The organism is Paraburkholderia sp. BL17N1, from assembly GCF_003634175.1.
Taxonomy (GTDB): domain Bacteria; phylum Pseudomonadota; class Gammaproteobacteria; order Burkholderiales; family Burkholderiaceae; genus Paraburkholderia.
Map to the genome: position 1 here is coordinate 3,174,840 of NZ_RBIW01000002.1, position 13,228 is coordinate 3,188,067.

13 protein-coding genes and 1 pseudogene are annotated in these 13,228 nt (G+C 62.6%); 7 read left to right on the plus strand and 7 right to left on the minus strand.

The annotated features are described in order from the left end of the window. Positions 1–14: 14 nt before the first annotated feature. The 3 genes and pseudogenes from B0G82_RS34145 to B0G82_RS34155 form a co-directional block, all read right to left on the minus strand. The gene (locus tag B0G82_RS34145) at positions 15–581 is read right to left on the minus strand and encodes a type 1 glutamine amidotransferase domain-containing protein (RefSeq protein ID WP_277872812.1); all 567 of its coding nucleotides are present in this window, start codon (positions 579–581) and stop codon (positions 15–17) included. 307 nt (positions 582–888) lie between these two features. Continuing rightward, complete coding sequence (locus B0G82_RS34150) at positions 889–2,094, minus strand: alcohol dehydrogenase catalytic domain-containing protein (protein WP_199730202.1); 1,206 nt, start codon at positions 2,092–2,094, stop codon at positions 889–891. Between the two features lie 505 nt (positions 2,095–2,599). Next, a pseudogene (locus B0G82_RS34155) lies at positions 2,600–2,807 on the minus strand (transposase); the annotation flags it as partial. Positions 2,808–3,034: 227 nt separating this feature from the next. Here B0G82_RS34155 and B0G82_RS39585 point away from each other — a divergent pair. Continuing rightward, on the plus strand, positions 3,035–3,400 hold the full coding sequence (locus tag B0G82_RS39585; RefSeq protein WP_147439606.1) for a hypothetical protein: 366 nt from the start codon (positions 3,035–3,037) through the stop codon (positions 3,398–3,400). Between the two features lie 28 nt (positions 3,401–3,428). Here the strand turns inward: B0G82_RS39585 and ribA are convergent, their stop codons facing one another. Next, the gene (ribA, locus tag B0G82_RS34160; RefSeq protein ID WP_116121574.1) at positions 3,429–4,079 is read right to left on the minus strand and encodes a GTP cyclohydrolase II; all 651 of its coding nucleotides are present in this window, start codon (positions 4,077–4,079) and stop codon (positions 3,429–3,431) included. A gap of 270 nt (positions 4,080–4,349) precedes the next feature. On the opposite strand from ribA, the gene B0G82_RS34165 reads away from it, so the two are divergent. Further along, the gene (locus B0G82_RS34165; RefSeq protein ID WP_012426849.1) at positions 4,350–4,793 is read left to right on the plus strand and encodes a CBS domain-containing protein; all 444 of its coding nucleotides are present in this window, start codon (positions 4,350–4,352) and stop codon (positions 4,791–4,793) included. Between the two features lie 388 nt (positions 4,794–5,181). On the opposite strand, the gene B0G82_RS34170 is transcribed toward B0G82_RS34165, so the two are convergent. Both B0G82_RS34170 and B0G82_RS34175 read right to left on the minus strand, forming a co-directional pair. Beyond that, positions 5,182–5,526, minus strand: a complete 345-nt coding sequence (locus tag B0G82_RS34170; RefSeq protein ID WP_116121576.1) for a DUF4148 domain-containing protein — start codon at positions 5,524–5,526, stop codon at positions 5,182–5,184. A gap of 282 nt (positions 5,527–5,808) precedes the next feature. Next, positions 5,809–6,447 (minus strand): DNA-3-methyladenine glycosylase, encoded by a 639-nt coding sequence (locus tag B0G82_RS34175; RefSeq protein WP_121310468.1) that lies wholly within the window; start codon positions 6,445–6,447, stop codon positions 5,809–5,811. A gap of 407 nt (positions 6,448–6,854) precedes the next feature. Here B0G82_RS34175 and B0G82_RS34180 point away from each other — a divergent pair, with 407 nt between their 5' ends. Together B0G82_RS34180 and B0G82_RS34185 are read left to right on the plus strand one after the other, a co-directional pair. After that, the gene (locus B0G82_RS34180) at positions 6,855–7,205 is read left to right on the plus strand and encodes a BON domain-containing protein (protein WP_106277811.1); all 351 of its coding nucleotides are present in this window, start codon (positions 6,855–6,857) and stop codon (positions 7,203–7,205) included. Positions 7,206–7,685: 480 nt separating this feature from the next. Next, positions 7,686–8,768 carry an ionic transporter y4hA gene (locus tag B0G82_RS34185; protein ID WP_121310469.1) on the plus strand — a complete coding sequence of 361 codons (1,083 nt, stop codon included), beginning with the start codon at positions 7,686–7,688 and terminating at the stop codon, positions 8,766–8,768. A 56-nt stretch (positions 8,769–8,824) separates the two neighbouring features. On the opposite strand, the gene B0G82_RS34190 is transcribed toward B0G82_RS34185, so the two are convergent. Continuing rightward, positions 8,825–9,718 carry a LysR substrate-binding domain-containing protein gene (locus tag B0G82_RS34190; protein ID WP_106277814.1) on the minus strand — a complete coding sequence of 298 codons (894 nt, stop codon included), beginning with the start codon at positions 9,716–9,718 and terminating at the stop codon, positions 8,825–8,827. A gap of 530 nt (positions 9,719–10,248) precedes the next feature. Between B0G82_RS34190 and B0G82_RS34195 the strand changes: the two genes are divergently transcribed. The 3 genes from B0G82_RS34195 to B0G82_RS34205 are packed head-to-tail and all read left to right on the plus strand — an operon-like array spanning position 10,249 to position 13,192. Further along, positions 10,249–11,343 (plus strand): extracellular solute-binding protein, encoded by a 1,095-nt coding sequence (locus B0G82_RS34195; protein WP_121310470.1) that lies wholly within the window; start codon positions 10,249–10,251, stop codon positions 11,341–11,343. After that, positions 11,340–12,299 carry an ABC transporter permease gene (locus tag B0G82_RS34200; protein WP_121310471.1) on the plus strand — a complete coding sequence of 320 codons (960 nt, stop codon included), beginning with the start codon at positions 11,340–11,342 and terminating at the stop codon, positions 12,297–12,299. The genes B0G82_RS34195 and B0G82_RS34200 overlap by 4 nt, the downstream gene beginning before the upstream one ends. After that, the gene (locus B0G82_RS34205) at positions 12,296–13,192 is read left to right on the plus strand and encodes an ABC transporter permease (protein ID WP_121310472.1); all 897 of its coding nucleotides are present in this window, start codon (positions 12,296–12,298) and stop codon (positions 13,190–13,192) included. The genes B0G82_RS34200 and B0G82_RS34205 overlap by 4 nt, the downstream gene beginning before the upstream one ends. Positions 13,193–13,228: the final 36 nt, after the last annotated feature.

The following is a 13,228-nucleotide window of genomic DNA, read 5'->3' on the forward strand; positions in this document are numbered from 1 at the left end:
CGCGCCCCACGATATCAAGCAGCGTGACGCCGCCCGCGCGCAGTGCTGAACAGCTTGATCATTTCCCGATTGAATGCGGGAATATCGTCGGGGCTGCGGCTCGTGACCAGGTTTTGGTCGACGACGACCTCCTGATCCACCCAGTCCGCTCCGGCATTCTTAAGGTCGGTTTTGAGCGATGCCCACGAGGTCATGCGCCGGCCGCGCGCCGCCCCGGTCTCGATGATGGTCCACGGGCCGTGGCAGATCGCTGCCACCGGTTTGCCGTCGTCGAAAAAAGCCTTTGCGAAAGCCACCGCTTTCGGCTCCGTCCGAAGCACATCCGGGTTCAAGACGCCGCCCGGCAGGAGGAGCGCGTCGAAATCTTGCGGCTTGGCCTGGTCGAGGGCGAGGTCGACCGGGAACTCGTCTCCCCATTTAGTGAAGTTCCAGGCGCGCACGTGCTTATCCCTGGGCGAGACGATGCGCGTCTCGGCGCCGGCCTGGTCGAGCGCCCGACGAGGCTCGACCAATTCGACCTGCTCAAATCCTTCCTCGATCAGGATCGCGATCTTCAGTCCCTTGAGAGTGTCATTCATCATGTTTCGATCTCCAATGATGAGGGTCCAATAGACTTTCAGGATGACCCCGTGATCGAGCTTGCGCGCGAGCGGGGTCTGGCATTGCGGGGCCGGGAGGGTCTGGACGGCGACGTTGCCCGGACCTCCAGTAGACGACGCCGCGATTGCGTGCCATGACTTCCTGCTCGATGTTCCAGCGTGATGTTGCGGACCTATCTCCGGCGCCCTCGCGAGGCGATGAGCCGTTCGCTTATCTCACTCGCCTCATGTAACGGATGGGGGTGCCCGAAGGGAGGAGCAGTCGAGCGCCCCGTATCGTCTTCCGGCTCTATGCGGCTTTCTTCACGCTGCCGTGCGGATCGATGACGAATTTCTTCGGCGAGCCGTCGCTGAACGTCTTGTACGCCTCAGGCGCCTGCTCCAGCGTGATGATCTCAGTGTTCAGCATGGCCCCAAGATAGGGCATCCGATCCCACAGGATCGCCATCATCAGGTCGCGGTTGTAATGCATGATCGGCGCCTGCCCCGCAGTTAGCTTCGGCGATTTGATCCAGGCCTTGCCGAAGTCAATCGGAAGCTTGCCCTTCTTCGTCAGATCGGTGCTCGCCTTCGGGTCGGCGTCGGTATAGATGCCGGGGACGCCCATTGCCCCACCGGCCCGCACCACTTCGATAAGCGTGTTGATTACCGCCTCCGAGTGCTCGCTGTTCGCCTCCGCACCCGAGCCGTGCGCCTCGAGCCCGACGCAATCCACGCCGCAATCCACCTCGCGCTTGCCCAGGATCGCTTCGATCTGGTCGGGCACTGGCGTGTCGCTCGTGAGATCGACCACCTCGCAACCATTATTCTTCAGCAGATCCAGCCGGGCCCGGTTGGTATCGGCCACGATGATGCAGGACGCGCCGATCAGGCGGGCGCCCGCCGCGGCACACCGGCCCACCGGCCCTGCCCCGGCGATATAGACCGTGGAACCCACCTTGGCCCCGGCTTCCATCAGGCCATGAAAGCCGGTCGGCAGGATGTCCGACAACAGCGTGAGATCGCGGATCTTCTCCATCGCCTGGTCCTTGTCCGGGAACGACAGCAGGTTCCAATCGGCGTAAGGCACCATGAGGTAGTCGGACTGGCCGCCCTGCCAGCCGCCGAGATTGAAACCATAGGCGCCGCAATCGACGGCGTCGTTGACGTTCATGCAGACATCGGTATGCCGCTCCTTGCAATTGCGGCAGCGCCCGCAAGAGACGTTGAACGGGACCGAACATATGTCGCCCACCTTGATGAACTCGACGTCCGGCCCGACCTCGATGACTTCCCCGGTCATCTCATGTCCCATCACCATCCCCACAGGCGCGGCAAAGCGGCCGTGGTAGATATGCTGATCGCTACCGCAGATATTCGTCGTCACGATCTTGAGGATGGCGCCGTGATTGGCTTTCTTGCCTGTCGGCGTGATCAGCTTCGGATAGTCGAAAGTCTGCAACTCCATCTTCATGGGACCCATGTACGTTACAACGCGATTGCCACTCGCAGCCATGATATTTCTCCGTGTTGGGTGTGTGAGCTGTTATGCGCGCCAGACGCGCGCGATTCCGGCGGCCGCCACGCGCTGCTTGCGCGCAGCGAACAAAGCGGTGCCCACTTCGACGATTGCCTGATCCTTCCGACCCAAGCGGCTGCCCGCGACGGCGCGAACCGTCGCGAAACTCGCTGGGGCGGTGGGGATAGCTTCGGGATCGATACGTTCAACCGAGGCCGCGTGATGATCTCCGCCGGCGGCATCTCTCTTTACCGGGAAGACATGGCGTGGCCGATCTCGTCGGCCTTCGCTTCCGCCACGGGAATGATTGAACGTGCGTTGTTCAGAGGGAGTATAGGAGCTTTATAGGATGTTCCTAGGCGATCTTAGGAGAGCCGAACAAATTAGCTGCTGGAAGGTATGTCCCTGAATGTTTGTAAACTTGCGTCATCATGGATGAAGAACCGTGCGTCGCGATTTGTCGGCTCCCAGTATGGCTTCGCGAGATAAGGTCGTTTTCCCCGGCATTCTCGATCAGCTTGAATGCAAGACTCAGGAAGGTGGTCATGACATGCAGTTGCGCATATGCGTCGTACGATGGCGCACCGTCACCAACCTCCACTCGATCGCATCCGTCGTTCGCAGATGCTGGCAGTGATCGGTCGGGAAGTCATAGAAGGCAAGCAGGCTGCGCGATCCTTCGTTAACGTCTCGGCGGCCTTCGGATACTTCGGGACTTTCACCGGAATCGGCTCGCCCGCCGTCAAAACTTCGCCCTCCGGATATGTCGCCGAAATCTCTTCCGGGCGATGTGACAGTTTCGCGAACCACTCGCGTCGTTCTCTTTCGTACGCTGGCCGATTAGAGATACCAATGATTCCACGCTGCATATGACCGACAACTGCCTCGGCTATTTCGTTCGGATAACCAGGTATTTATAGCGGTGTGAGAATGGCGCGTGGAAGATCGCGAGCGGATCAATGCGTTGCAGGGAATCGCGGGCAATTATGATTCTGTGCGATTTTCGATTTCTTCCGCGATCTCGGTGCTCTCCATAGCGAAAATCGAAGCGATACGTTCACAAAATCCGGTTCGTAGGCGCATGCAAGCGCAGTCCGGGAAATCCATCCAAGGTCATGTGATCGCCGCTGGCTGGTTGGCTGCGGCACGCGGCGTAGGTTTCCTTGGCAACGCGGGGAAAACCTACGCCTACGTTGCAAGTTCAGACACACGGAGACAAGCGTCGATGTGCCGGCCGGGGCGGCCAGCACGGACACTTTCCGTTTTATTTTCAACCGCTTGCGGACTGTTTGGCTCTCCTTGAGAGACCGCAGACCGATTCCGGATTCGCGCTACTCGTTCTCGTCGAAGTAATGCCCGAACTTCACCTGCTTGGTGCGGATATAGCGTTCGTTTTCCTCGCGCATAGGAATCGCCAGCGCGACCCGCTCGCACACCGGAATGCCGTGCTTGGAAAGCGTGTCGAACTTCTCCGGATTGTTGCTCATCAGACGCACCGACGTGACCTTCAGCGTGCGCAGAATGCCCGCTGCCGAATCGTATTCGCGCGAGTCGTCCGGCAAGCCGAGATCGAGATTGGCCTCGACGGTGTCGCGCCCTTGCTCCTGCAGCGCGTATGCGCGAATCTTGTTCGACAGGCCGATGCCGCGCCCTTCGTGGCCGCGCAGATACAGCAGCACGCCGCAGCCTTCCGCCGCGATGTAGCGCAGCGCGAGGTCGAGTTGCTCGCCGCAGTCGCAGCGGTACGAGCCGAGCACGTCGCCGGTAAGGCATTCGGAATGCAGGCGCGTCAACACGGACGACTGGTTGGCGACGTCGCCCATCACGAGCGCGAGATGTTCGGCGCCGCTTTCGCATACGCGGAACACGTAGGAAGTGAACGTGCCGTAGCGCGTGGGCAGCGTGGCGGTGGCGTCGAGAATGACGCACTCGCCGTTGGGTGCGCCGTCTACTGCGGGCGACGGATCGTGAGACGTGAGCATGGCGTTAGACAATGGTGCTGACATGAACCCGATCAAACCGGGAATAAGATACGGACTGGGAGTTTACCGCTAATCGGCGTCCCGCACCCGCATGCCCTTGCATGGAGCACGGAACCGCCGTCGCGTCGCGACGCTGCCCGAGTTAAACGGCCGCCGCGCCACAGGTATTCCCGAAGTACCTCGGTGCCGCGTCACGCCTATACTGGAATGGCCTGTCCCTCACGACAGCGCGCCGCGCCGGCGTGCTGCACTGCGAAACGGAGCCGCTCCATGACAAGCGTCGCACAGCTTCTTAAAACGAAACCGAACAACACCACCGTTTTTACTGTCGGGGCCGACGATTCGGTCTATGAGGCAATCAAGCTGATGGCCGAAAAGGGCATCGGCGCACTGGTCGTGACAGACGGCGACAGCATCGCCGGAATCGTCACGGAGCGCGACTATGCGCGCAAGGTCGTGCTGATGGACCGTTCGTCGAAGGCCACGCCGGTGCGCGACATCATGAGCAAGGCGGTGCGCTTCGTGCGTCCCGATCAGACCACCGACGACTGCATGGCCCTGATGACGGAGCGGCGCATGCGCCACTTGCCGGTGATCGAGAATGACCGGCTGGTCGGCATGGTATCGATCGGCGACCTGGTGAAGAACATCATCGCCGAACAGCAGTTCACCATTCAACAGCTCGAGTTCTATATTCACGGCGAGCGGCCCTGACGCACGGCCCACGCCGCGGAACCGGACGCGCAAAAAAGCCCAATCGGTCAACCGGTTGGGCGAAGCTACCTTGCGGCAGCGGAGGTTCTTTGGTGGATTGGCCGCGGCATGCGCGACGCGCGTGGCACGGCGGTCTTGCTGCGCTCGCGGCGCAACTGCGCGAGGCGCGCTCAAGCAATTTAACGTTCGCAGTCGCGCCCGCCGTGACGGGCCGCGCGTATCGTCGTCCTCAACTTCGGATTGCTCGCTGCGGATTCAGTTTCGACCTTCGGACACCGAGACGCTGGTCGGAGCCCTGCTCTACTGATCCGCGGGGCTCTGCGTCTTTCGGCACCCGGCCGGCCAAGCCGGCCACTGAGCGCCGAATCCGCGTGCACGCCTACCTCGCTTAATTACCGAAGTACACCGACCTCGGGCCCGACGTCGGTTGAACCACGCCACCGGCTTGCGACGAACCACTCTTCGCGCCGCCGTAGCCACTGGTATCGGCGACCGGTTCCTGCGTCTGCGCGACAGCCGGGTTTTGCGCCTGGACGCGCTGTTCAGCAGCCTGGATATCCGCAGGATAAGTCGGATCGTTCGACGCGCCCGGGTTATAACCTGCTTGTTCAACCCGGATCAGATCGGCGCGAACTTCCGCGCGGGTCACCGGTTGCTGGCTCGCTTGAGCGAACGAAGCGATCGGAGCGGCGAGAACGGCTGCAATGGCGACTGCCTTGATAAGCGATTTCATGATGATTTACCTCCAGACCTGGTTTTATTTGCGACGCTTGCCACACCATGTGAGAAGCGAGTGAATCCAGTCTAGTCATCAGATCGTCAAGGGAAAACCCTTGATTGTGAGATAGATAATTGTTCGAATCGCAAAAATGGTCCGGAAATTACCGCAAGCTGCAATTCAAATCGCATCGCTGGCGTAATAATTGTCGGGATCGTAACCCTTTGTGTCTGAAGTTTGCACACTACGTCCGATCCGGGCGTCTTCTACCGTCTTACGCGGTATTGCCGGGCAAATTTACGCCCCTTTCGGCGCACCGGGCTGGGGCAGCAGGAGCTTGCGCGGCCCGCTGACAAAGGCGCTGCCGGGTTCGAAGAATCTAAGCGGCTGATGCATTTCGCGCGACAAGCCAATGCGCGTCGTCACACCGACCGGCACTTCGCCCCGCTCGATGACGCCGATCCACAAGCCCTGCCCCGAGCATAGATCCCAGCCGTCGAACGAAGGTCCGATGCCGAACGCCATCGTGAGCCGGCCGGGCCCGCGCGCGAGGTCGCGCAGCGGCACGCCGGGGCGCCGCGCTTCGATCAACGGCAGGCCTTCGAGCGGCTCGATCGCGCGCAATAGAATGCCGGCGCCGACTTGCTCTGCTTCGGCGGACATATTGAGCATGTACGAGAGCCCATAGGTCAGCCGCACATATGCGTGCCCCGGCGCGAGAAACATCGAACCGTTATGCGGCCGACGACCCATGAATGCATGACTGGTCGAATCGCCAAGCGGATACGCCTCGGTTTCGACGATTCGCCCGCTCATGCGGCCGTCGGGCAAATCATGCACGAGGTATTTGCCGATCATGAACCGCGCGAGTTCGACGGTATCCAGCGGTAAATCGTCACGAAATAATGGCAGGATGGGGAGTTGATGTTTGCGCATGCGTCAGGCCTTATTTTTAAAGCGCGTGGCGTGGAACTGAACAGAAATGCGGACCGCATGAAATGCGATCGGCCCACCGCCCGAGCCCTCAACGACGCGATGCGCGCCTCGATTCCAGCGATTGCGCGCCATCGGCCAGTTTTCATCGGCCCATTCGTTGTACCAAAACCTCACTTCTGTGCAGCGCCGGCATCACCATGGCACTAATTGGAGTATCGTGTGTTTCCGGCCTGCAGCACAGCCTTTGCCGGCTCGCGTGTGTTTCGGCCCGCCCGAATCAGCACAGAAAGAAAGCATTCGCACGTCCGCAGCACCGTTCCATTCAGTTTTGATCCCGATGTACCTGCTGGTGTAGCGCACTGCCTCATTCGGGGGCGGTTGTACCCATGACAATAGGAGAGAGTTGAATGAAAGCATTTCCGGCAATCAAGATGATCGGCGGCGCGCTGATCGTCCTCGCGTCCCTCAACGTGTATGCACAGAGCAGCGACGCCTCAGCCCCGGCAGCGGCAGCGCCGACGGCCAAGCAGACCAAAGCGGCCGACCGCGCTTTGGGACGCAAGGTCCGTTCGGCCCTTTCGAAGACGAAGGGCCTGAGCGTGGCGAACATCACCGTACGCGCACGCGGCGGCGCAGTGACGCTGGCCGGCTCCGTGCCCGAACAACCGCAGGTCGATCTGGCCACCCAGGCTGCACAAGGCGTGGCAGGCGTGACGTCAGTCAAGAACGCGCTGACGATTCGCCCGGTCGGCCAGTAATCGAGTGAACGTGGTGTAGCAATGTAGCCGGACGCCAATGCCTTCTCGCGGGGCATTGGCGGCACCGGAGCGGTTCGTGCAGTGTCGCCGGGCGTTGCGCACCCGTAATATGCTCGGCATACCGAGCTTTGCCCTGCATCCCGCGTTCAGCCAGCGGAACCCCAATGCATACCGGTCGCCATCGCCGCCGCGTTAACCGCGCACCAGCCAGCGTCCGCCACGCGTTATCCGCGCAATTCTGCGTGACCCAATCCCTTTCGCCAGCAGTCGCCGTTTGCGCTAGTGCATGTCGGATGACGCCGTCGTCATGCGGCCCTGAAACTCGACAAAGCCTCTTGCACGGACAACTATCCTTTATAATTTAACGCGTTAGACCGTGTTGTTTAGAAGTTCCATGAACATGCGCGCTCGCTTCAAGCCACGGCGGAAGCCATTCGGCCCCGCCGGGCCATTCACGACAAGCGTCAAAAGGAAGCCAGAATGACCACGCCCGCAATCGTTCTGCCCCGCTGGACCATTGCCGCGCCATTTGTCGCGTGGATCGTTCTCGGCATCTCGTATGCCGTGCCGGGCAATGGACTGCTGCTCGTGCTGGTGGGCGTGGCGTTGTGCGCGGCGGTCTTCACCGCCGTGCATCACGCGGAAGTGGTCGCGCATCGCGTCGGCGAACCGTTCGGCACCTTGGTGCTGGCGGTGGCCGTCACCGTGATCGAAGTCGCGCTGATCGTCTCGGTCATGCTCACATCCGGTCCGGAAAAAGCCGGCCTCGCGCGCGACACGGTTTTCGCCGCGGTCATGATCGTCTGCAATGGCATTGTCGGGATTTGCCTGCTGGTGGGCGGCATTCGCCATCGCGAGCAGGATTTTCAAAGCCGCGGCGCCGCTGCGGCGCTGGCTGTGCTGGCCTCGCTGTCCGTGCTGACGCTGGTCATGCCGAACTACACGACCACCCGCGTCGGTCCGGTCCTGTCGCCTTCACAGTTGGCGTTTGCCGGAGTGTCGTCGCTGGTGCTGTACGGCGTGTTCGTGTTCGTGCAAACCGTGCGCCATCGCGATTACTTCCTGGCTGCTACGCCGGATGAAGACGTCCACGCCGCGCCGCCGAGCGCCGGTCAGGCGCTCGCGGCCGGCGGTTTGCTGCTGGTGTGCCTCGTGGCGGTGGTGTTGCTGGCGAAGGTGCTCTCGCCGGTGGTCGAAACCGCGGTCCAGAATGCGGGCGCGCCGGCCGCCGTGGTCGGCATTGTGATCGCCGCGCTGGTGCTGCTGCCTGAAGGGCTGGCCGCCGTGCGCGCGGCGCGCGCCGACCGCCTGCAGAACAGCCTGAATCTCGCGCTCGGCTCGGCGCTGGCCAGTATCGGCCTGACCATTCCGACTGTCGCCTGCGTCTTCCTCTATACCGGGCAGCCGCTGGTGCTCGGCATCGACGGCAAGGAAACCGTGCTGCTCGTTCTCACGCTGATCGTCGGCACGCTCACGCTCAGCTCGGGCCGCACGACGATTCTTCAGGGCGCGGTGCATCTGTCGCTGTTCGCGGCGTATCTGTTTCTGTCGTTCGCGCCTTGAGCGTGAAGGCCTGATCCCTAAACAAAGCATCGGGCCGGCGGCCCCACGCCGCCCGCCTACTCTTCCCAGTGCGCGGCGATCCAGTCGCGGAACAGATTCAGCTTCTGCTGATGCGCGACCGAGTCCGGATAAACGAAGTAATAACGCCAACCGGTCTTGAGCACCGTATCGAACGGCCGCACCAGACGCTTGGCCGCCACGTCCTCGTCGATCAGCGCGAGGTCGCTGATCGCCACGCCGAAGCCTTGCAGCGCGGCGTTGGTCGCCATATCGAGCGTATCGAAACTCGGGCCGTGCCCGGCGTCGATCGCCGCGCCGTTCGCGGCATCGATCTCGGTTACCTTGGCGAGCCACATCTTCCAGTCGCGATGATCGCGGGTGGGATGCAGCAGTGTATGGCGCGCGAGGTCGGCCACCTCGGCAAGCGGCTTGTCTTTCAGCAGATCGGGCGCGCAAACGGGCGTCAGACGTTCCTCGAACAAGGGCACCGCCTGCACGCCCGCGCCGGGCGAAGAACCGTAGATGATCGCGGCGTCGAACGGTTCGAGCTGGAAATCGACATCGTGCTGCCATGTGGTCGTGATCTGCACGTGCAGTTCGGGATACTCGGCCTGGAAGCGCATGATCTTCGGCAACATCCAGCGCATCACGCAGGTCGGCACTTTCAGCGCGAGATCGGTGCGCTGCCGTGTGAGACGCAGCGAAATCTCCTCGATGCGCGCGAAGCTTTCCTTGACGGCCGGCAGCAGCAGTTCCCCTTCGGCGGTGAGCGTCAGGCCTTTCGCATGGCGCTTGAAGAGCGGAAACTTGTAGTAATCCTCGAGCGCGATGATTTGCCGGCTGACCGCGCCCTGCGTCAGGCATAAGTGATCGGCGGCACGCGTGAAACTGCGATGCCGCGCCACGGTTTCGAAAATCTGCAGCGCGTTCAGCGGCGGTAGGCGTCGCATCGTGAGTGTCCAGTACGATCAGGAAAAGTCATTGCGTGAGCGTGGCGGCGCGACTCGTCGCATGCCGCCCGAATGCCGCGCGCGGGCCTACAGGATACGCGATCACAAATCTCCGCATGAGAGTCGTGCCGCGTGCCCTCATGCATTCGGCTCATGCCGCCGCCAAACCACGCGGCCCGGCAGGCCCCCATGCACCGGCACAGGGCAAAGCGCGTCAACGATCGCACCAGAACCGAGCTTTCCTCATACCTCCTGAAGGGCTTAAAGCGTCGACGAAATATGGACGTTAACCCGCATGCGCTACTGCCTCGGCGCTCCCGCCGTCTGACCGGCATGCGCCATCGCAATCGCGCGACGGCCGCCGCATGAGCTTATGTCATACCGCCCATGCGCATATTTCGTTTGTTGAGGGATTTTGGCAAACCTAGAGTGCTTCAACACGCAGCGCAGGCGGACAACGCCAATCAGCGAGGCGGCGGCAATCACAGCGGCATCATTGGGCAACAAGGCGTTCAACACAGGAGACCGCCATGCAAGAGATCAAACGGGGTAGAAGGCAGGCCATCAAGACGCTCGGCGCCGCACTTGCGGCATCCACCTTGCCCATGCCGTTCATCAACCTGCGCGCGCAGGAACACAACTTCAGCGGCAAGACGCTGCGCCTGTTGACCTGGTCGGACGACACGGGCGCGGCCGCGTTGCGCAATATCGCCGCCACCTTCACCGCGAAAACCGGCGCCAAAGTGATCGCCGACCGCGCCGACGGCACCTCCGGCATGGTCGCGAAGGTCAAGGCCGCGGGCGATCGCCCGACCTACGACGTCATCACCCTGGCCGGCGTCGGCGCGTCGGGTCTCGGCGACGCCGGTCTGCTGATGAAGCCCGATCTGGACAAACTGCCGAACCTGAAAGACGTCGCGCCGCAGTACCGCACGGGCGCGAACGGCTTCGGCGTCGGCTATCTGCTGTGGTCGGACGGGTTGATCTACAACACGTCGACGGTGAAGACCGCGCCGGCATCGTACGAAGCATTGTGGGACCCCAAGTACGCCGGACGCCTGTTCCTGCCGCCGCCCGAGTGGGCCGAAGCGGTGGACCTCGCGATCATCGCCGCGAAGATGAACGGCGGCTCGCAGCAGAACATCGAGCCGGGCTTCAAGAAACTGATGCAGTTGAAAGATCGCGTGATGACGCTCGGCGAGAACCCGAACCAGGTGGCCGACCTGTTCCGCACCGGCTCGCTCGATATCGGCGGCATCTATTCGCCGGCGTTCTTCCCCGACCAGATCCGCAAGCCCGAGTACAAGATGGGCGTGACCTACGGCATGAAAGAAGGCTTCGCCACGCAACTGATGTTCACCGTGATCCCCAAGTCGCATCCGGGTGACAGCGATCTGATCCACGCCTTCATCAACCATTCGCTCGACGCCGGCGTGCAAGGCCGCATGGCCGCCGACGTGCTGAATGGCCCGGTGAATTCGAAAGCGGTGATTCCCGCCGAAAGCCGCGCGTTCGTGCCGAGCCCGCAGCAGATCGCCGAGAAAGCCGTGCTGCACGACGACAAGGCGCTCGCCGTGGTGCAGCCGGCGTGGATCAAGCGTTACACCGAAATCTTCGCGGCATGACGACAATGCTCGCACGCTTCTCGCGGCGTGTTACTTCGTCCGGTCCGGCCTCGGAGCCGGCGACGGGTGCGTCCGGTCTCGGACCGGACACGCCTGCCGCCACCGCGCTGGCAAAGGCGCGGCCGTGGCTGCTGCTCGCGCCGATCCTGCTGTTTCTCGCCATCCTCGGCGCGGCGGCGCTGGTCGTGCTGCGCATGAGCTTCGGCACGCAGGGCAACGAGTGGCGCGGCTTCACGCTGCAAAACTACGCGGACCTGCTCGACGGCTACTTCATGAAGTCGTTGTGGCTCACCTTGAAGCTCGCGTTCCAGAGCATGATTTGCGCGGTGCTGCTGGCGATTCCGGTCGCGCTGGCGATGGCGCGCACGAAGTCACGGCTCGCACGGCGGCTTCTGCTTGCCGGCGTGCTGTTGCCGCTGCTCGTCAATCTGCTGCTGCAAGGCTATGGCTGGCTGATCATTCTCGGGCCGGCCGGTCTGCTTAATCACGCGCTGCTCGGCAGCGGCCTCGTGCAACGTCCGTTGATGTGGCTGTACCGCGAAAACGGCGTGCTGCTCGGACTGATCCAGACGGCGTTTCCGCTCGCCGTGCTGCCGCTCTCGAGCGCGATGCGCGCGGTCTCGAGTTCCTACGAAGAAGCCGCCGCCACGCTCGGCGCGACACGCTGGCAAACGCTGCGTCACGTGCTGTTGCCTTTGGCGATGCCCGGCCTCGTATCCGGCGCGCTGCTCGTGTTCGCGTACAACGCGAGCGCGTTCGCCGTGCCGCTGCTGCTCGGCGGACGCCGCGTGCCGATGCTCGCCGTGCTGGTCCACGATCAGGTCGCGCCGTTGCTGAACTGGCCGGCGGCCTCCGCGTCGGGTGTCGTTTTGATGATCGCCACGTTGACGGTGATGGCGCTGTCGCAGCGTCTCGTGCGCCGCACGCAAAAACTTGCCGAGGAGCCGCACGCATGAGCACGCCCGTTCAAACCGCTCCCTCGCGCATGCCGGACTCGCCGCGCTCTCCACGCTCACCACGACTAACGGCCGTCATGCCCGGCCAGTTAGGCAAAGCGACCGCCCTGCTCGCGGCGATCGTGCTGTTCCTCGCCGCGCTGCCGATCATCACGATGATCACCATGTCGTTCAGCGCGGCCGACACGCTCGAATTCCCGCCGCACGCCTACGGCCTGCACTGGTATCGCGCCGCGTGGCACAGCTTCGCGTCGCCGGACGCGAGCGACTCGCTCTCGATGGGCGCCGCCTTGAGCACGAGCCTGATCGTCGCGCTGTCCACCATGGTCATCGCCACGCTGGTCTCGGTGCCCGCCGCTTATGCGCTGAGCCGCTACCGCTTTCGCGGCAAGCCCGCGGTCGAACAACTGGTCGCGTTACCGCTCGTCTATCCGCTCGTGATGCTCGGCCTGTCGCTGCTGCTGGTGTTCAACGTGCTGCCGGTCGAGCTCGGCGTGTTTCGCCTGATCATCGCGCACGTGATTCTGGCGCTGCCGTTCACCGTGAAGAATTGCGCGGCGTCGGTCGCCTCGATCGGTCCTGAGTTCGAAGAAGCCGCCTGCGTGATGGGCGCGAGTCCCGGCCGTGCGCTTATCGACGTAATCCTGCCGCTGATGCGCCCCGGCATTCTCGCCGGCATGCTGTTCGCCTTCATCATCTCGTTCAACGAATTCACGGTCACGTTCTTCCTCTACGGCATCGATACGATGACGCTGCCGGTTTGGCTCTACAGCCGCACCGTGTCGTCGCTCGATCCGACCGTGTTCTGTTTCGCCGTGTTCATCGTCGCGATCGACTTCGCGCTGATCTGGCTGCTCGAAAAGCTGATCGGCGACGAAGGCGTTGCCTTGTGAACGGACGCGCTTGTAGCGCTTGATTGCTGGAGCATT